Source organism: Streptomyces sp. NPDC051987 (assembly GCF_040680735.1).
In the GTDB taxonomy this organism is placed as follows: domain Bacteria; phylum Actinomycetota; class Actinomycetes; order Streptomycetales; family Streptomycetaceae; genus Streptomyces.
This window is the reverse complement of the sequence record NZ_JBFAXI010000053.1, coordinates 20,380-38,841: the sequence shown is the minus strand read 5'-3', so window position 1 is coordinate 38,841 and position 18,462 is coordinate 20,380. Positions and strand designations below refer to the sequence as shown.

Annotated in this window: 12 protein-coding genes and 1 riboswitch; of the genes, 6 read left to right on the top strand and 6 right to left on the bottom strand. The window is 74.8% G+C overall.

The genetic code is table 11. The features are described from left to right. Positions 1-47 precede the first annotated feature (47 nt). The 4 genes from AB0M11_RS25970 to AB0M11_RS25955 all read right to left on the bottom strand — a co-directional run bounded on the left by AB0M11_RS25970 (position 48) and on the right by AB0M11_RS25955 (position 6,286). The gene (locus AB0M11_RS25970; RefSeq protein WP_365709429.1) at positions 48-3,023 is read right to left on the bottom strand and encodes a SpoIIE family protein phosphatase; all 2,976 of its coding nucleotides are present in this window, start codon (positions 3,021-3,023) and stop codon (positions 48-50) included. A 191-nt stretch (positions 3,024-3,214) separates the two neighbouring features. Next, positions 3,215-3,496 carry a YkvA family protein gene (locus AB0M11_RS25965; RefSeq protein ID WP_365709427.1) on the bottom strand — a complete coding sequence of 94 codons (282 nt, stop codon included), beginning with the start codon at positions 3,494-3,496 and terminating at the stop codon, positions 3,215-3,217. A gap of 40 nt (positions 3,497-3,536) precedes the next feature. After that, positions 3,537-4,685, bottom strand: coding sequence for a hypothetical protein (locus tag AB0M11_RS25960; RefSeq protein WP_365709425.1), 1,149 nt, complete (start codon positions 4,683-4,685; stop codon positions 3,537-3,539). Between the two features lie 236 nt (positions 4,686-4,921). Beyond that, entirely contained in the window at positions 4,922-6,286 is a 1,365-nt protein-coding gene (locus tag AB0M11_RS25955; protein WP_365709423.1) for an FAD-dependent oxidoreductase, read from the bottom strand. 301 nt (positions 6,287-6,587) lie between these two features. Between AB0M11_RS25955 and AB0M11_RS25950 the strand changes: the two genes are divergently transcribed. Further along, the gene (locus AB0M11_RS25950; RefSeq protein ID WP_365709421.1) at positions 6,588-7,646 is read left to right on the top strand and encodes an NAD-dependent epimerase/dehydratase family protein; all 1,059 of its coding nucleotides are present in this window, start codon (positions 6,588-6,590) and stop codon (positions 7,644-7,646) included. Positions 7,647-7,662: 16 nt separating this feature from the next. Here the strand turns inward: AB0M11_RS25950 and AB0M11_RS25945 are convergent, their stop codons facing one another. Then, on the bottom strand, positions 7,663-10,116 hold the full coding sequence (locus tag AB0M11_RS25945; protein WP_365709419.1) for an NlpC/P60 family protein: 2,454 nt from the start codon (positions 10,114-10,116) through the stop codon (positions 7,663-7,665). Between the two features lie 10 nt (positions 10,117-10,126). Beyond that, a riboswitch (cyclic di-AMP (ydaO/yuaA leader) is annotated at positions 10,127-10,303 on the bottom strand. Positions 10,304-10,718: 415 nt separating this feature from the next. On the opposite strand from AB0M11_RS25945, the gene AB0M11_RS25940 reads away from it, so the two are divergent. From AB0M11_RS25940 to AB0M11_RS25920, 5 genes are all read left to right on the top strand, one after another. Further along, on the top strand, positions 10,719-12,707 hold the full coding sequence (locus AB0M11_RS25940; protein WP_365709464.1) for a DUF1996 domain-containing protein: 1,989 nt from the start codon (positions 10,719-10,721) through the stop codon (positions 12,705-12,707). A gap of 287 nt (positions 12,708-12,994) precedes the next feature. After that, positions 12,995-14,311, top strand: a complete 1,317-nt coding sequence (locus AB0M11_RS25935; protein WP_365709417.1) for a lipase family protein — start codon at positions 12,995-12,997, stop codon at positions 14,309-14,311. Positions 14,312-14,430: 119 nt separating this feature from the next. Beyond that, positions 14,431-14,883: an NAD(P)H-dependent oxidoreductase gene (locus AB0M11_RS25930; protein ID WP_365709415.1), complete on the top strand. Its 453-nt coding sequence runs from the start codon at positions 14,431-14,433 to the stop codon at positions 14,881-14,883. A 109-nt stretch (positions 14,884-14,992) separates the two neighbouring features. Beyond that, positions 14,993-17,125 carry a hypothetical protein gene (locus AB0M11_RS25925; protein WP_365709413.1) on the top strand — a complete coding sequence of 711 codons (2,133 nt, stop codon included), beginning with the start codon at positions 14,993-14,995 and terminating at the stop codon, positions 17,123-17,125. Between the two features lie 28 nt (positions 17,126-17,153). Continuing rightward, entirely contained in the window at positions 17,154-17,405 is a 252-nt protein-coding gene (locus AB0M11_RS25920) for a hypothetical protein (RefSeq protein ID WP_365709411.1), read from the top strand. A gap of 286 nt (positions 17,406-17,691) precedes the next feature. On the opposite strand, the gene AB0M11_RS25915 is transcribed toward AB0M11_RS25920, so the two are convergent. Continuing rightward, on the bottom strand, positions 17,692-18,366 hold the full coding sequence (locus AB0M11_RS25915) for an ATP-binding protein (RefSeq protein ID WP_365709409.1): 675 nt from the start codon (positions 18,364-18,366) through the stop codon (positions 17,692-17,694). Between the last annotated feature and the right edge of the window lie 96 nt (positions 18,367-18,462).

Genomic DNA, 18,462 nt, shown 5'->3' with positions numbered 1-18,462 from the left:
GAGAGCGTCCCCCGGGGTAACCGGCCGGATACCCCGTTCCGTCCCGCTCACCCCCGGTCCGCGGGCCCCGGCCGACGGGTGGCGAGCAGCAGTGCCACGTCGTCCGGGCGGTCGGTGGCGTGCCGGGCCATGGCGGTGAGCCGGTCGGCCACCCCGGTGAGGGTACGGGCACCGCGCCGCCCCGGTGCCGCCCCCGCCTCGGCCAGGACCGCGCCCAGCGCCGCGATGCCCTCGTCGATGTCGGCGCCCGGCCGCTCCACCAGCCCGTCCGTGTACAGGGCGAGGATCGCGTCCGGTGCCAGCTCCAGCTCGGTCACCGGATACCGGGCACGCGGATCCACCCCGAGCACGACGCCGCCGGGGAGTTCCAGGACGCGGGTGCGGCCGTCCGGGGCGCACAGCAGGGGCGGCAGGTGACCCGCACGGGCGATGCGGGAGCGCCCGGTGGCGGGGTCCAGACGCAGGTAGCAGCAGCTCGCGAACTGGCCCGGGTCGAGGTCGATGAGCAGCCGGTTGGTGCCGCTCAGCACCTCGTCGGGCGGCCGGTCGCTGAGCGCGAACGCCCGGACCGCGCTGCGCAGCTGTCCCATGGTGGCGGCCGCCTGCACGCCGTGCCCCTGGACGTCGCCGATGACCAGGGCCAGCCCGTCGCCCGCCCCGACGACGTCGTACCAGTCTCCGCCCACGTCCATGCCCTGGGTGCCCGGCAGATACCGGCCCACGGTCTCCACCTGGGGGTGCGCCGACAGCCGGCGGGGCAGCAGCGCCTGCTGCAGACCGCGGGCGAGAGCGGCCTCGCTGTCGTAGCGCCGGGCCTTCTCCATCGCGTGCGCGATCAGGCCGGCGAGCGCCGTGAGGACGGTGCGCTCCTCGGTGCTGAAGCCGCGCTCCACGTCGAAGCCGAGGATGCAGGTGCCGACCGGGCGGCCCGAGGCGATCAGCGGCAGGAAGGCGCGGGCGCCCACGTCGGCGTCCAGAGCGAGGCCCGGGTAGGTTTCGGCCAGCTTCCGCATCGACTCGAAAAACAGCGGCCGGCCGGTGGTGAGGGTCTCCACGCCGGGGATGGGGGCGTCCAGGCCGACCCCGTCGAACGGCGCCAGGAAGCCCGGCGGGAAGCCGTTCTCCCAGGCCAGGTAGAGGTGCCGGTCCTGGAGCAGGTAGATGGCAAGTCGGCCGCCGCCGAACGCCGGGAGCAGTTCCTGCGTCACGACCGCCGACACCTGGCGGGCGGTCACCGCGTCGGTCAGCGCGATCGCCAGGGCGATGGGCCGGTACAACGGAGCCAAAGAGGACCCACCGACACCCCCGACCGACCCGGCCCCGGCCGCCGCACCCGCCCCGGCCGCCGTACCCGCCCCGGCCGCCGGTACGGCCCCGGCCGCCATGCCGGATTCGGCCGTCGTGCTTGTTTCTGCGGGCGTGCCTGGTTCGGCGGTCGTGTCGGCCCCGACAGCCGCGCCGGTCCCGGCCGCCGTTCCGGCTCCGGCGGGCGCGCCCGGTGTGGTGGTCGTGCGGGCCCCGGCTGCCGCGCCGGGTTCGGCCGTTGCGCCCGGTTCGGCGGGTGCGCCTGGTTCGGTGGTCGTGCGGGTCCGGGCCGCCGTGTCGGCCGCGGCCCTCCTGCCCGGTTCGGTGGGGGTGCCCGGTTCTGCGGTTCTGTCGGCTCCCGTCGCCATGTCGGCCCCAGCCGCCGTGCGGGCCCCGGCTGTCGTGCCGGATTCGGCGGTCGTGCCCCGTTCTGCGGCCGTGCCGCCCCCCGCCGCCGTGCCGGCCTCGGTCGCCGAGGCGGGGGGCGGGGGCAGGTGCATGGTCTGGGGGGTCTGGTCGGCCGGGGTGATCGTGCAGGCGATCTGGTCCGGGCCCGGGTGGACGGACAGGGCGAGGAAGTCGCTGTCGGGGGTGTCGCCGCGGCGGACCTGGAAGTGCACCGGGCCGCTGGCGAGCAGCGCACCCCGCCAGTGGTCGTCGTAGGGCGGCCCGCTCAGCCACGGCACCGCCTCCCAGAGCGGCCTGCCGAGCAGCTCGGTGCGCGGCCGGCCCAGCAGCCGGACAGCGGCCGGGTTGGCGTAACGGAGGACTCCGGACCGGTCCAGGCAGAAGACGCCCTGGGGCAGCGGGTCGGCCGCCCCGTCGGCCACGGTGGCCGGGCCCATGTCGATGACGATCCCGGAGACCAGGGACGGCTCGGCGGCACCGGGCGGCGGCCACAGCTCCAGGAGGAGCGGGGTGCCGTCCGTGGCGCGCACCCGCAGCGGGGCGTGCGGAGGCTTGCCGGCCGCGGTCCGGTGCAGCACGGCCAGCATGTCGTCGCCGTCATCGGCGTCGTCGGGCGTCACGGCCGTGGCCAGCTCGGCGCCGGTCCGGGGAAAGTCCCGCGGTGCCATGCCGAGCAGGGCGTGCAGCCGGTCGTCCGGACGCACCGCCGAGGTGGCCGGATCCCAGGTGAAACGGGCCACCCGGGCCACCGCTCCCGCCTCCGGCCGCGTCGACGGCGGCCGTACGCACACCGGGTCGCCTTCCCAGGCGACCGCCGCGTCGCCCTCCACGGCCACCAGTCCGCGCAGCCCGGCGCCCAGCGTCTCGGCCAGCCGGTGCAGCCGGTCCAGGCCGGGCAGCTCGTCCACGGTGTCCGGGGTGCCGGGAAACAGCACGGTGAGCACCCCGAAGGACGGCTCCGCGCCGGGGACGGGCGTGTACACCGACCCGAACTGGAACGGCAGGCCCGCCGCGAACTGGGGATAGCGGCGCACCATCTCGGTGGCGTTGGGCAGCACCACCCGCACCCCGAGCCGGTAGGCGTCCGCGACCGGGAACGGCCGGTCCACGTGCAGCCGCCACCAGGGCCGGAACAGCGGGCCGGGGAGCCCCACGAGCGTGGCCAGCCGGAGCAGTCCGGGGGTGCCGGAGCGCAGGTACACCCCGGCGACGTGGCCGCCCGCCGCGCCCAGGGCGCCGGTCGAGGCCTCGACCAGCAGCGCGGTCAGGCGCTCACGCGCCCGGCCCACGTGCTCGCCGCTCCCAGTCATCGGGTCCTACCTCGTCCGCGCACCGCCGGGTGGGTGACACAGCAAGAATGCGTCACGACGGCCCGGGAGCGCACCTCAGTGACCCGGCCCGAGGCCGGCGCGGGCCTGCGGTGGCCGGCCGGCTCAGTCCGGCCCACCGGCCGCAGCCCCTCGGCAAGCCGCGCCACCCCGCCGGCGTGCCGGGCATCGGATCAGAGTTCCGGGTCCTCGGTCGGCAGGGCCGCGCGCATCGAGCGCAGGGCCAGCAGCAGGACGCCGATGTCGTCCAGGTAGATCGGGTCGGGCAGCAGGTCGGTCGGGAGCACCAGATACAGCACGGCACCCCAGAACACCCAGCGCGAGCCGGTCGGCAGGCCGGCCCGGCGCAGGGTGCGCCGGGTGCGGACCAGCCGTACGAGTACCGCGACGGCGCCCGCGAGCAGGGCCGCGGCGACGAGTCCGCAGATCACGAGCACGGTCGTGGTGGTGTCCATGGCTGTCCTGTCGTCCGGCCCCGATCCGGCCCGGGGCCTGTCACTGGTCCGTCTTCCCGCTTTCGTCCCCCGGCATGGCCACCGGTCCCGAACTCTCCTTCGGCGCCCGCAGCCCCTTGAAGGCACGGGTCAACTGCTGGAAGGGGGAGGCGGGCCGGGCCGCCGGTGCGGCCGGGACAGGGGCCTCGCGGAGCGCGGCGAGCGCCTCGCCCGCCCGCTCGGCGGCCTCCCGGTACAGGTCACGGGACCTGGTCATGGCCTCCAGCGCCTCCGCGTACTGCGCCACCCGCCTGCGCTCACGCGCCAGTTCCTCCTCCAGCGTCATCAGCGTCCAGTTGTCCCGCAGATCGGCCAGCGCCTCCTCGGCGCCCTGCGGCGCCGGCTTCGGCAGCGCGAGGAACCGGCGTACGGCGGCGAACAGTTCGGTGGGCTCCGAACCGTCCAGGAAGACGCTGCGCACCGCGTACTCCTGCGCGTCGTAGCCGTCCGGCGCCGGTTCCGGGGGCAGCAGCACGGCGCCGCCGCGTGGGACCTCCGCACCTAGGTCGCGCAGCGCCCAGTTGACGGCACGGAACTGCTGGGGAGCGGCCCGGTGTTCCACCACGCGGTGCGCGAGCGACGGCGGCAGCTGCCGGACCAGCGGCAGCCGGCCGAGCGCGTCGGGCGTCATCGCCTCGTGCACGACGAGGTTGACGCACCAGGCGTCCTTCGCCGCGTCCCGCAGCACCCGGCGCATGTCCTTGTCGTCGGCGGGCAGCGGGTTGACCGTGCGCAGGCGTACGCCCGCCACGGCCGGGAGGTAGTCCCAGGCGGCCTCGCCGCCGTCACCGGCCTCCTCGCCGTCGGGCCAGAACATCACCGCGGGGGAGGGCCAGGCCTCGTCCCAGGGCCGCTCGGCCTCGGCGACGAGCTGCCACTCGCGCCCCGCCTGCCGGCCCTGCGGGTCGACGAGGGTCAGCCGGGCCCGCACCGTCACGGTGCCGTCGTCGACGCGCCAGCGGGCCTCGAAGACCCGCCGGGCGGGAGCGTCGGGCACCGGGGGTTCGGCGAAGTCGTCGAGGGCGCCGGTCTCCTTGCGGCGGCGCAGGATCCTGCGGATCACCTTCTCGGAGTCCGGGCCCGTGTGGCGGCCACGGGCGGGCCAGACGGTCGGCGGAAGGACGGCACGGTCTTCGGCGGAGTTCGACATGGCCCAATCTGCTGGTGAGAGGCGGCTGCGTCCTCCAGTATCGCCGCCCCGGAGCGTGTCCCACAGAGCGGGGGCCGCCCGCGCACGGGGAGTGCGCCCCGCACCCGGGGTGCGCGCGGAGTGCGTCGTACGACGCCGGTTCACCCGTGCCCTCGGTCCGGGCCGCCCCGCACAATGGTCGGCGAACGGGGCCCGCCCGTCCATCCGCTTCGGGGCGGGCCCTGTTCCTCAGCGCCTCACGCGCCGCTCTCGCGCAGCATGTCCTCGCGCTCGACGAGCTTGACGCGCTCGCGGCCCTGCGGCTCGCCCAGGGCCCTCTCGGCGGCGTCCAGCCGGTACCAGCCCTCCCAGGTGGTGAAGCGGACGTTGCGCTCGGCGAGGAAGGCGTCCACGGCCTCCGGCGCGGGCGCCTCGGGCGTGTGCAGCCGGCCGTTCGCGTAGTCGTCCAGCAGGTTGGACACCGTCTCGTTGGCGTCCCCCTTGGTGTGGCCGATCAGCCCGACCGGGCCGCGCCGGATCCAGCCGGTCACGTACGTCGACCGGAGGTGGCTGCCGCTCTCCTCGATGACCCGGCCGCCCGCGTCCGGGACGGTGCCCGACTCGATGTCCCAGGGCAGCTTGGGCAGCCTGTCGGAGAGGTAGCCGACCGCGCGGTAGACCGCGGTGACGTCCCAGTCCTTGAACTCGCCGGTGCCCTTCACGTTGCCGGTGCCGTCCAGCGCGGTGCGCTCGGTGCGCAGGCCGGTGACCTTGCCGTCCTCGCCGAGGATCTCGGCCGGCGACTCGAAGAAGTGCAGGAACAACTTGTGCGGGCGGTCGCCGACATCGCGGATCGCCCAGTTCTCCAGGGTCTTGGCGACCATGTCGGCCTGCTTGTTGCCGCGCCGGGTCTCGATCGAGCCCGCGTCGTAGTCGATGTCCTCGGGGTCGACGATGACCTCGATGGTGGGGGAGTGGTCCAGCTCCCGCAGCTCCATCGGGGAGAACTTCGCCTGCGCGGGGCCGCGGCGGCCGAAGACGTGGACTTCGAGGGCCTTGTTGGCCTTGAGGCCGTCGTAGACGTTCGGCGGGATCTCCGTCGGCAGCAGTTCGTCGGCGGTCTTGGCGAGGATGCGGGCCACGTCCAGGGCCACGTTGCCGACGCCGAGGACCGCGACCTTCTCGGCCTCCAGCGGCCAGGTGCGGGGCACGTCCGGGTGGCCGTCGTACCAGGAGACGAAGTCGGCGGCGCCGTAGGAGCCGTCCAGCTCGATGCCGGGTATCCGCAGCTCCCGGTCGGCGGTGGCGCCGGTCGAGAAGATCACCGCGTCGTAGAAGGAGCGCAGGTCGTCGAGGCTGATGTCGGTCGGGTAGTCCACGTTGCCGAAGAGGCGGATCTGCGGCTTGTCCAGCACCTGGTGCAGGGCCGTGATGATGCCCTTGATCCGCGGGTGGTCGGGGGCGACGCCGTACCGGATCAGGCCGAACGGGGCGGGCATCCGCTCGAAGAGGTCGATGGACACGCCGGGCTCGGCGGCCACCTCGGACTTGAGCAGGGCGTCGGCGGCGTAGATCCCGGCGGGGCCGGCTCCGACGATGGCTACCCGCAGGGGGCGCGGCATGATCAGGTTCCCTTCGAGCGGAGACAGTCGATCGAGTGCGGACAGTCGATCTCGAACGGGAAGCCTAAACTAAGGCAGTCCTAAGTAGGTACGCGGGTCCGCTCTATGACCTCATAAGGCGATCTTATGAGGTGTATCGGGCCCGGCTTATGGCCTCTCACTCATGGCTTCCGGTCCAGGGCTTCCGGCTTCCGGGGCCGCGCAGCGGCCTCCCGGTGCTTGGCGGACGCCCGGCCCATGCATCACCCTGTCCTCCTGCGGCGCACCGAGGCGCGGTGGCCCGAGGGCGAGGGGTGGAAGCGTGGACGCACGCGGGGAGACGACCGTCGCGGTGACCGGCGGCAGCGGATTCGTCGGCAGTCATCTGGTGCGGCGGCTGCTGGAGCGCGGGTACCGGGTCCGGGCGACCGTCCGCCGCGCCGGTGACGCGGCGAAGACGCGGCCGCTGTGGGAGCTCCAGGAGGCCTTCCCCGGTCAACTCGCCCTCTTCGAGGCCGACCTGCTCCGGGACGGCTCCTTCGACGAGGCCTTCCGCGGCTGCGCCACCGTCTTCCACGTCGCCTCGCCGTTCCTGATGCCCGAGCGGATCAAGGACGGCCGACGGGACGTCGTGGACCCGGCGTTGCTCGGCACCCGCAACGTCCTCGGCAGCGTGCAGCGCACCCCCGAGGTGGCGACCCTGGTCCTCACCTCCACCGTGGGCGCGATCTTCGGTGACTACGCCGACGTGCGCGAGATGCCCGGCGAGGTGCTGACCGAGAAGTACTTCAACACCACCAGCACGGTGGAGAACAACCCGTACCACTACGCCAAGACCGTCGCCGAGCGCGCCGCCTGGGACGCCGAGGCCGCCCAGGACCGCTGGCGCATGGTCTCGATCAACCCCGGCCTGATCCTGGGCCCCTCGCTCACCCCCGCCTCCGAGTCCGGCAGCCTCTTCCTCCTGGACGAGCTGTTCAAGGGCTACTTCTGCTACGGCGCCCCGGACTTCAGCTTCACCACGGCGGACGTCCGTGACGTGGCCGACGCGCACATCGCGGCGGCGGAGAACCCGGCGGCCCGGGGCCGTTACATCGTGGCCCACGAGACGATGACGTCCTTCCACGAGATGTCCCGGATCATCCGCACCCGCCACCCCTGGGACCCGCGCCTGCCGCGCACCGCGCTCCCGCACGCGCCGGTACGCGTCCTCGGTCCGCTCTTCGGCCTCACCCAGGACTACATACGCAAGCACCTCGGCATCCGCTTCCGCGTCGACAACAGCCGAAGCGTCGACGAACTGGGGCTCGTCTACCGGCCGGTCGAGGAGACCCTCCTCGACCACCACGAGAGCTGGCGCGCGCGGCGGCGGAGGGTCTGACCCCGGGGCCGCTCGGTCAGGCCGGGCGGATCACCCGGTGGATGGCCGACTCCCCGGCGTTGTAGATCGACTCCTCGCGGATGAGCGCGCCGGGGCTGGGCGCGTGCACCATCGTGCCGCCACCCGCGTAGATCCCGACGTGGCTGTCGTCGTCGAAGAAGAAGATCAGGTCGCCCGGTTCGACGGCGGCCAGCGTGATCGGGGTGCCGGCCAGGGTCTGCTCCGGCGCGCTGCGCGGCAGCGTCACCCCGGCGGCGCGCCAGGCGGCCTGGGTCAGGCTGGAGCAGTCGTACGCTCCCGGCCCGGTCGCCCCCCAGACACACGGTCGGCCGATCTGCTCCCGCGCGAACGCGAGCGCCTTCATGGCCTTGCCCGGCTCGGCGAAGGCGACGGGCGCGGCCATGGGCGCGGGTGCGGTCATGGCCGCGGCCGGAGCCGGGGCGGCGACCTGCGCGGGCGCGGTCGCCAGGGGGGTGGTGGGCAGCGGCGCCGTGACGACCGGGGGGAGGGGCGGCATCGCCATGGGGGGCGCCGGTGCCGGTGCCGATGCGGTCGCCGTCGCCATCGCGGCCGTCATCGCTTCGGGCTGCGCGGTCATGGCCGCCGGCATGGGGGCGGTCATCGGCGTCGGCATCGGCGCGGGCATCGCGGCGGCGGGCGCTGCCGTGGGCATCGCGGCGGTGGCGTAGGCGTAGCCGGTCTCGGCGGGCTGCGGGCCCGCGGTGTAGCCGCCGGTCATGCCGGCGGCGGGTGCCGCGGCGAAGGAGGGGGCCGACGGCATGGGAGCCATGGCAGCCATGGGCGCCGGGGCGGCGGGGGCTGCCGTGGGGTACGTGTACGCGCCGGTGGCGTAGGCGGTGTCGGCGGCGGCCTGGGGCACCTCGGCGTAGGCGGCGGGCGCGTTCGGCGACATGACCCGGAAGCCGCCGAGGTCCATCGGGCCCGGTGCCGGGGCGGGAGCGGCGGGCGTCGCGGTCGGGAAGGCGCCGCTGTCGGTGGTGGCGGCGGTGGGGAAGGCGCCGCTGTTCGTGGGGGCCACGGGCGGGAGGACGCTCGTGCTCACGGCGTCCGGGTTCGGGAAGGCGCCCGCGTCGGCCGGGGTCGGCATCGGGAACGAGCCCGTGGCGCCCGGCGTCATGATCCGGAAGGAGCCGGAGTCCCCCGGGGTCGGGGCCTGGGAGACGCCCGCATCCAGGGAAGACGCGCTCTGGTAGGTCCCGCCGCCCGAGCCGCCCGGGGTCATGACGCGGAACCCGCTGGTGTCCGGACCGGGTTGGTTCGGGGTGGTGTCGATGTTCCCGGGGGTCATGACGCGGAAGCCGCTGAGATCCGGGGTGGGCTGGTTCGGGGTGGCGTCGGCGTTCCCCGGGGTCATGACGCGGAACCCGCTGGTGTCCGGACCGGGTTGGTTCGGGGTGGTGTCGGCGCTTCCGGGGGTCATGACGCGGAACCCGCTGGTGTCCGGACCGGGTTGGTTCGGGGTGGTGTCGGCGCTTCCGGGGGTCATGACGCGGAAGCCGCTGGTGTCCGGGGTGGGCTGGGCCGGGGTGGCGTCGATGTTCCCCGGGGTCATGACGCGGAAGCCGCTGGGATCCGGGGTGGCTCGGCGCGGGGCCCTGTCGGCGCCGCCAGGGGTCATGATGCGGAACGTGCCGGTGTCCGACGGGGACACGATCGGGATGCCGCCCGTCTCGGTCACGGCCGGGAGCGCGCGGGTGGCGGCGAGGGCGTCGGTCCGTGCGGAGTCGCTGCCGGTGCGCTGGCTGGGTATGCCGACGGCGGGAGCCTGCCACTGCGGCGCCGCCGGGGCCTGCCTCTCGGGTGTGGGCCAGGGGCTGGGCGGCTGCGGCACGGGCTGGGCAGCCGGAACCTGGGCAGGTTCGAGCGCGGCGACCGCGCGCGGCCCGGTGCGCTGGGACAGCATCTCGCGCGCCTTGGCCAGCTTGAGCTGGTTCCTGGTCTTGAAGGCACCCGGCGTGGGCCGCTGCGGTGCGGCGGAGGGCAGGGCCCTGGACGCATCCGAAGGGGCCGCGGTCACTGCCCCGGCGGACCCGGCCGTCAACTCCAGCTTCGGCCGGGCCGGCAGCTCGCGGACGACCTCGACCTCGCTCTGCCCGGACCCCGCGGTCAGCTCCAGCCGCGCCGGACCGGAGTCCTCCAGCTGGGCGAGCAGGTCGGCCGCCATGGCGCTGACCGGCCGCCGTGGACCGGGCCGCTCCGGCATCCGGTCGGTGGGCAGCGCGGCCGGGACGCTCGGCCCCAGCTTCGCGCGCGCCCCCTCGAACCACTCCCGCGCGATGTTGTCGAGGCCCGGGTCGTCACGGCGAGGCCGCTTGAACAGCGGGACACCGCGCGAGCGCGAGCCCCCGCCCGCCGCGCGCGTGGCGTTGTAGTTCCCGGTGGCGTTCTCGGCCTGGTCGTAGAGGCTGTCGATCCGCTGTCGAACCTCGTCACGGCTCTCGGGCGCCATTGAGGGGTCGTGCTCCTTCCGTACTCCGCCTACCGGGTTAGCTGTCGGGTTCGGGCGGTCGAATCCGGAAGGCATGCCCTACGGCCCCTGTCCTGACGGACGGTCGGCCGATTCACCCCAGTGGTTCGGTTGGGTCCCCGGCTCCGTGTTCGCCCCTGTGGGGCACCGGACTCGGCGGAGGCCGCGCGGCCCGGCGGGGTTCGCCGGGGGGAGCCGAACGGCTTAAACGTCAACTTAGCCAACTTGTGTCACTCGTGTGAAGGTTGAGGTGCGTAATGTCCGATACGTATTTGTGATGTTCGTCGTAGCGTTCGGAACTCGACCGTACGGGACGGCATTTCGCGCTCATCGATCACTTTCGCAGGGTCACCGGCTCGTCGCCGTCAGTCGCCTTTTCCTTCTTCGCCGCCGGTGCGTGACTCCCGATTTCTGTGAGGTCGCCGTGAATTCGCGATTCTGTTGAACACGGTGGCGTCGAGGGCCGTATGGGGCAGGGGATTTCCATGCCCGGCCGCACTCAGACCCAGGGGACGACCTTGAGACGCAACAGGCGCAGACGTCCGACCGGCGCACGACGCGCGACCTTCGCAGCGGTCGCACTGATGCTCGGCGGCGGCGGACTGGTCGCGGTGAACGTCTACGCCTCGGCCACCGAGAGCGGCGGGGACCAGCAGACCCGGGTCGCCACCGGCCAGGTGCTGTCCGCGCCCACCATCTACTGCCCCGACGTCGGCAGCCGGCTGACGACGGTGCCCGACGGGGCCCGCGCCGACGTCGACGGCGAACTCGCCAAGCTGGACCAGCAGGTCGCGGCCGCCTACCAGCAACTCACCCAGTCCGCCGCGGCGATCGAGCAGAACCCCGGCCTCGCCGACCAGGCGATCATGAACCCGCTGAAGGAACAGCGGTCCGCGTCGATCCAGCGCATCGCCGACGCCATCGCTCGCGAGGCCGACCGCCCGCAGGGCCTGGACGACCTCGCCGCCTGCACCCTGAGCTCCTCGAACCAGGGCACCGGGCAGCCGGCGTCACCCCAGGACGGGGCCGCGCCGAGCCAGAGCGGCCAGGGTCAGGGCAGCGCCGCGCCGAGCCAGGGCGCCGGCGGTCAGGGCGGCAACGGCCCGGTCGCCGCCGACTACGCGGACATCACCTCCGTCCAGCCGAACGTCACCACGCCGGCCGAACAGCCCGGCGGTTCCACCGGCACCTTCTCCTCCAGCTGCGGTGTCAACGCGAACGGCCTGTTCAACTCGGACAACGTGATCGTCGCGCCGGGTGTCTCGAACGGCGCCCACCACTTCCACGACTACATCGGCAACCAGTCCAACAACGCCTTCGCCAGCGACCAGGACCTCGCGAACGCCGACACCAGCTGTGCCGACAAGGGCGACAGGTCCACGTACTACTGGCCCGTGCTGCGGCTGCAGAACGGCAAGCAGGAGCGGGACGCCGACAAGCCGGGCGGCGGCACCGAGGGCAACGCCGGGCAGATCGTCACGGCCAAGCAGGTCACGCTGACCTTCGAGGGCAACCCGACCTCCAAGGTCACCGAGATGCCGCGGCTGCTGCGCATCATCACCGGCGACGCCAAGGCGTTCGTCAACGGGCCGGCCAACGCCAACGCCTCCTGGAGCTGCACCGGTTACGAGAACCGCCAGCTCAAGGACAAGTACCCGCTGTGCCCCGCGGGCAGCGACGTCGTGCGCACGTTCAGGTTCCAGAGCTGCTGGGACGGCCGGAACATCGACAGCGCCAACCACCGCACCCACGTGGCGTTCGAGGCGCCCGACGGCAGCTGCCCGGATGGTTTCCGGGCCATCCCGCAGCTGGTGCAGCGCATCGTCTACGCCGTGGACGCGCCGAGCCTCGCGGACGGCGGCCGTACCGTCCCGCTGTTCGCCGTGGACTCCTTCCCTGAGCAGCTGCACAAGCCGGTCACCGACCACGGCGACTTCATCAACGTCTTCGACGAGAGCCTGATGCGGACGATGGTCGACTGCATCAACTCCGGCCGGACCTGCGGGGCCGGGGCCGCCGAGCAGCCGCCGTCCCAGGGCGCGGAGCCGACCCCGAGCGAGACCGCGAGCCCGGTCGCCCCGCCGGCCCAGACCCAGAGCGCCGAGCCGTCCGAGCCGGCGACCGAGCAGCCGCCGTCCGGGCAACCGTCGGCCCGGCCGCCGTCGTCCGAGCCGCCGGCCGGCACCCCGGCCACGCAGACCGCCCCCGCCGCCGGGGCCACCGAGCTGCCGAAAGTCGACGCGAGCGTGTCGCCGAGGCATACGACGACCACGAAGTCGTCGGGCGGCGGTGTGATCAGCAAGGCGACGCAGCGGCCCGACACCCAGGCGCCGAACGCCACCGCCACTGCTGCCGCCCCGCCGACCGCCACCGCTGCCGCCGCCCCCACCGCCGCCCCCAGCGGTCAGCAGACCCCGGCCACCGGCGGCCGGACGGCGCCCCAGACCGAGCCCCAGGCGGTCCAGAGCGGACTCGCCGCGACCGGTGCCCACCTCTGGCCCGCCGTCTTCGGCGGGCTGCTGCTGGCCGCCGGGGCCCTGCTGCTGTGGTGGACCCGGCGGAACCCGGCCTGACCCCCTCACGCCCCTTCACCCCGAGCCCCCGAGCCCCGGAGCCCGCGGCGTCCGCCGCGGGCTCCTCGTCTCCTCGCGACGGCACCGGCGCCGCCCCCTGCCCTCCCGCGCGCGCACTGCCCCGGACCTCTGCCGACTGTCCGTCCTATTACCGAACCGTAACCTGACGGCTGCTACCACGAGTAACCCAGGGTTCGTTACCGTCGGGTAAACCGCACCCCTCCCCGTCGGCCGCTCCGGGGACGTCCGCCGCACCTCCCACGTCCGGCACGTCCAGGAGGTTCCCCATGCCTGCCCGCGTTCGCCTGCTGGCCACCGCCCTCGCCGCGGCTGCCTGCCTCTGCCTGCAGACCCTGCAGGCCACCGCCTCCCAGGCGGAGGTCTCCCGCGGGGTCACCATCCCCGCCTTCTACGATCCGCCGGCCACCCTGCCCGCGGCCGACGGCGCCCTCGTCCGCACCGAACACCTCCCGCTGGCCCTGAGCCTGCCGAGCCTGCCCGGTCCGCTGCCGGGCAGCGCGACCCGGCTGATGTACAAGTCCACCGACGCCGCGGGCGACCCCGTCGCGGTCACCGGCGCCTACATCGAGCCCGCCGCCCCCTGGCTCGGCCCCGGGGCCCGCCCGCTGGTCGCGCTGGCCCCCGGCACCATGGGGCAGGGCGACCAGTGCGCCGCGTCCCTGGGCCTGGAACACCCCCTGGTCCTCAACGGCCGGACCGTGTCCGTGGGTTACGAGGACCTGTCGATCTACCGGCTGCTCGCCGAGGGCGTGGCGGTCGTCGTCACCGACTACGTCGGGCTCGGCGCGACGGACCGGCTGCACACCTACGTCAACCGGCTGGACGGCGCCCACGCCGTCCTGGACGCCGTACGCGCCGCCCGGAGCCTGCCCGGCTCCTCGGTCACCGCCGCCTCGCGGGTGGGCCTGTTCGGCTACAGCCAGGGTGGCGGCGCGACCGCCGCGGCCGCCGAACTCCAGCCCTCCTACGCCCCGGACATCACCCTCTCCGGCACCTACGCGGGGGCGCCGCCCGCCGACCTCACCGCCGTCACCGCCGCCATCGACGGCAGCGACCTGGCCGGCGCCCTCGGGTGGGCGGTCAACGGCTTCGTCCAGTCGGACCCGGCGCTCCGGCCGCTCGTCGACGCCCACCTCGGCACGGCCGGCCGGGCTGCCCTCGCCGACCTGTCCACCATGTGCGTCGGCGACGCGATCCTCGCCTACGGCTCCCAGCACAGCACCGCCTGGACGAACGACGGCAGCTCCATCTCCGAGGTCGTCGCCGAGGAGCCGGCCCTCCAGGCCTTCCTCGCCGACCAGCGCATCGGCAGGACCGCGCCGGCCGGCCCGGTCCGGGTGGCCACCGGCGTCAGTGACGACCTCGTCCCGCACGCCCAGGCACGGCGGCTCGCCGTCGACTGGTGCGGCAAGGGCGCGAACGTCACGTACGTGCCGGTCGTCCTCCCGGACGCGGGCCGCGCCCTGCTCAACCACCTCGGACCCCTGCTCGCCGACCAGAGCGACGCCATCGCCTGGCTCACCGCCCGGCTGTCCGGCGCCCCCGCCGTCTCCAACTGCTGGAGCATGCCGGCACAGCCCTGACCGTCCCACACCGCGCCGGACCAGCACCGCGCCGGACCAGCACCGTCCCGCACCGCGCCGCACCACGCCGTGCCCGTCGGCGCTTGCCGTCGGCGGGCACCGCAGGGCAGGGTGCCGGTGTGCCCACCTTGCTGATCGTCCACCACACGCCCTCACCGCACTGCCAGGCCATGTTCGAGGCCGTGGTCTCCGGGGCGACCGCTCCGGAGATCGAGGGCGTGCGCGTGACACGGCGGGCGGCGCTGTCCGCCACCGCCGCCGACGTGCTGGCGGCCGACGCATACCTGCTCGGCACCCCGGCCAACCTCGGCTACGTCTCCGGTGCCCTCAAGCATTTCTTCGACCAGATCTACTACCCGTGTCTGGACGAGACGCGCGGCCGCCCCTTCGGCGCCTACGTGCACGGCGGCAACGACGTCACCGGCGCCCTGCGCGCCCTCGACTCCATCACCACCGGCCTCGGCTGGCGCCGGGCCGCCGAACCCGTCACAGTGACCGGCGAGCCCGGCAAGGCGGGTCTGGAGGCGTGCTGGGAACTCGGCGCGACGCTCGCCGCCGGCCTCGCCGCCTGAACCGAGCCGTCCACGGGCGCCGCTCACCCGGACGGACGAAGGTGCGGGCGCCGGAGCCAGGGCACACGATGGGAGCAGGCCGTGTCGTCGATCCGAGAGGGAGCGCCGGATGGCAGCGCAGCGCCGTGCCTGCGAGCCGCCCGCGGAGGAGTTGCTGCGGGAGTGCGCCCGTGACGTGGTGGCCGTGGCCGAGGGCGTCCGCGAGGTCTGCGCACGGACCAGTTCCGTCCTGTTCGCCCCGGCGCTGACGAGTTCCGCGCGTCGCCGCCCGCGCACCGGCCTGGCCGCCCGCTGGGCGCTGCTGCGGACGCTCACCAACAAGCAGGGGCTCGGCGGCTCGGCGATCGTCGCGCCCGACGGCCTCGGCCACCTGCTCGGCGCGGCGGGGGATGCGCTGGGCCGGGCGAGCCTGGCCGCGCTGGTCGCGGTCACCTCGCTGCGGCTCAGGATCGCCGCCGTCCTCCTCGGCCACCCCGAGGTGGGGCACGACGCGGGGATGCGCCGGCTGACCGGCGCCGTCAGCGCGGACCGCGAGGCGGAGGCCGTCCGCGCGCTGCGGGCCCTCTTCAAGGACCAGGGCGCCCAGCGCTCGCTGTCCGCACTCGCCCCGGTCCTCGCCGAACTCCCCGCCGTCCGGGGCCTGCTGGACGAGGACCCGCTGAGCGACGGGACGGCCTGGGCCCTGGCGGCCGGCCGGGAGCGGGCCCTCGGCGCGGCCGGCGGTCCCGACGCCTCCCCCCTGTCCGGCACGGGCCGGGCCAGGGGCGCCGCCCGGGCCGTGGAACTGTCCGCCCAGGAGGCCCGGTCCCTCGCCGGCGAGGGCTCCCTCCTCGGTTTCCTGCGCAACATCGACCTGCTCGGCGGCGACGGCCGCGTCCTCGTCCAGGAGGTGCGCGGCCCCGACGGCGTGCTCCGGTACGTCGTCCAGGCCCCGGGCACGGCCCCGGGCCGCCCCCGTGACGACCGTCCGCAGGACTTCGCCGGTGCCTGGCGCGACCTGTTCCTGACCGACTCGCCGTACACCCGCTCGATCCTGCTGGCGATCCGGCACCACGGTGTCCCGCGCGGCGCCGACCTCGCGCTGGTCGGACACGGCGAGGGCGCGGTCGCGCTGCTGAACCTGGCGCAGGACGACGACTTCTGCCGCGCCTACCGGGTCACCCACGTGGTGGCCGTGGGCGCGCAGACCGACGACCGCACACCCGCCGACCCGCGCACCTGGGTCGCCGGCATCACCAACCAGCACGACATCGTCCCGGTCCCGGACCGCCCCGGCGCCCCGCACCCCCGCCGGTACCGGGTCGACTACGCCGGTCCCGCCCAGGAGTTCCCGCGCTGCCACCTGCTGCGCGTCTACATCGACCATCTGGAGCACGTGATCCCGCAGGCGCGGGCCGACGTCGACCGCGCCCTCGCCCGCTACCTCGGCCCGGTGGAACGCAGCCGCGCCTACCGGCTCGGGGACCGCGCCCGGCCGCCCGAGGGCTACCCCTTCCTGGCGGTCCCCACCAGCAGCCTGCCCACCTCGGCGGGCCCGGTGGAGCTGCCGGTGCGCTACTACGACTCCTCCGCCGCGCACCTGTGCTTCCCGGTCGACACCGACGTGGCCCGCAGCCTGCTGCCCGAGGTCGCCTGGCTGGTCCCCGCCCGGCTCGGCCGCCGCGCCCTCGCCGTGCTCTCCGTCTACGAGCACCGCTGCACCACCATCGGCCCCTACACCGAACTCGGCCTGTCGGTGCTGGTCGACGATCTGTGGCGGCCGCATCCGTACGACCTCGCCGCGGACCTGCTGCGCCGTGCCGACCTGCGCCGCACCGGGCGGTACGTGGTCTCGCTCGCCGTCGGCACGGAGGAGGCACGGGCGGTGGCCGAGGAGGTCTGGGCCCAGCCGGCCGTGCGCGGACCGGCCGACGTCGATCTGCAGGGGCGGGAACTGCGGGTGCACGCGCCCGAACTGGGGGTCTCGGTCGAGGGCCGCCCGGGGCCCGGCGCCCGCTGTCCCGAGCCCGACTGGGTGCTCTACGGGCGCCGCGGCGAGAGCACCGTGCGCACCCTGGTCCGCGCCCACGGCAAGCAGCGTGTCCATGCCCGCCCCCGGCTGCGGCTACGGCTCGACGGGGCCCACGGCCCGCTCGTCCGGCACCTCCAGATCCTCGAACTCGACGCCGTCCGGCCCGGGTTCGTGCTGTCCAGCCGCCGGTTCGTGGCCCGCAGAAGCGCCGGCGCGGTGCTGCCGCGCTAGCCGTCCCCCCCGAGTGCAGGTGAGCCCCATGGCGACCGAACCCCGTCCCGCGACCGCGGCCCCCGAACTCCTCGCGTACGTCGACGGCCTGCGTGTCGACGCGGACCGGATGGAGGGGTACGCGGGGCGGCTGCGCGGAGTGGCCGAGACGCTGGGCCGCTGCGCCGAGGCGCCGGAGTGGAGCGGTGCCGTCCTGGAGCGGCAGGCGTCGGCCTGTGTGACCGCGGCGGTCCAACTGCGCGCGGCCGCCGCCGCGTTGCTGGCACACGCGGTGGAGTGAGCGACGGCCCCCGTCAAGCGCGGCCCCGGTCAAGCGGCGCCCCTGGTCAAGCGGCGCCCCAGGAAGCGGCGCCTCTGATCAAGTGGAGCCCCCACGAAGCGGCGCCCCGGTCAAACGGCGCCCCGGTCAAACGGCGCCCCTGCCATGCAGGCGGGCCCGGCCATGCGGAACGGCCGGGACGGTCGCGTCCCGGCCGTGGCCGGCTCAGCCGGCCGGAGCGGTGTGGGGTTGTTCCGGGCCCGGCTTGGGGCGGGTGCGGGTCCAGGACGGGTCGGCGGCGGGATCGTCAGGAGTGGGGGGACGGTCCATGGGCGGGGCGGCCTCCTGCGGTGTGGGGGGTGGTGAGCGGTGCGTCGGGGGCCGTCGACAGCTCGGCCCAGACGACGCGGGAGGAGGGCCGTCCCTCCGGCGCGGCCGTGACGCCCCAGTCGAGACTGAGCGCGTCGACGAGGAACAGGCCGCGCCCGTTCTGCTCGTCCGGTCTGGCCCGCCGGGGCGCCGGGAGCGTGATGCTCCCGTTCTGGTCCTCGACCTCGATGCGGATCCGGTCGGCGTCGGCGTGCACCCGGCAGATGATCCGCCGGCCTGCCGAGTGCACGATCGCGTTGGTGACCAGTTCCGAGGTCACCAGGACGGCGTTGTCGACGGCCTCCTCGCCCACGCCCCACGTGCCGAGGAGCTCGCCCACGCTCCGGCGGGCGTTGCCCACCGCACGGGGCGTCGGCGCCAGGTCGAAGGCCCGGCTGTGCGGAGCGGGACGGTCCCCGGAGGCGAACCGGCCGAGGCCTTGCGGCCCAGGGAGTCGGCCGAGGCGTTCGCCTCCGGGTGGTGTGGGGGTGCCCGTCGCGTCGGACGGGCGGTGCGGGCCCTCGGCGGCGGCCGCCAGGGCCGGCCGGGTCAGGCCGGGTATGTGGTCCTCGGGCAGTCGGTCGAGTGGCTGGGGGAGAGAGGGCGGGGCCATCGCCTTGCGCCTTTCGTCCGGCTTCGCAGCGTGGGCTGAGCGGTCGTCGTCCGCCCGGACCGTTCGGGGGCAGACGACGACCCGCGCCTGGACGGC

Bases quoted from the DNA above. Each gene is read 5' to 3' on its own strand.
- AB0M11_RS25970 (WP_365709429.1), bottom strand. From the start codon at position 3,023: ATGACTGGGAGCGGCGAGCACGTGGGCCGGGCGCGTGAGCGCCTGACC.
- AB0M11_RS25965 (WP_365709427.1), bottom strand. From the start codon at position 3,496: ATGGACACCACCACGACCGTGCTCGTGATCTGCGGACTCGTCGCCGCG.
- AB0M11_RS25960 (WP_365709425.1), bottom strand. From the start codon at position 4,685: ATGTCGAACTCCGCCGAAGACCGTGCCGTCCTTCCGCCGACCGTCTGG.
- AB0M11_RS25955 (WP_365709423.1), bottom strand. From the start codon at position 6,286: ATGCCGCGCCCCCTGCGGGTAGCCATCGTCGGAGCCGGCCCCGCCGGG.
- AB0M11_RS25945 (WP_365709419.1), bottom strand. From the start codon at position 10,116: ATGGCGCCCGAGAGCCGTGACGAGGTTCGACAGCGGATCGACAGCCTC.
- AB0M11_RS25940 (WP_365709464.1), top strand. From the start codon at position 10,719: ATGCTCGGCGGCGGCGGACTGGTCGCGGTGAACGTCTACGCCTCGGCC.
- AB0M11_RS25935 (WP_365709417.1), top strand. From the start codon at position 12,995: ATGCCTGCCCGCGTTCGCCTGCTGGCCACCGCCCTCGCCGCGGCTGCC.
- AB0M11_RS25925 (WP_365709413.1), top strand. From the start codon at position 14,993: ATGGCAGCGCAGCGCCGTGCCTGCGAGCCGCCCGCGGAGGAGTTGCTG.
- AB0M11_RS25920 (WP_365709411.1), top strand. From the start codon at position 17,154: ATGGCGACCGAACCCCGTCCCGCGACCGCGGCCCCCGAACTCCTCGCG.
- AB0M11_RS25915 (WP_365709409.1), bottom strand. From the start codon at position 18,366: ATGGCCCCGCCCTCTCTCCCCCAGCCACTCGACCGACTGCCCGAGGAC.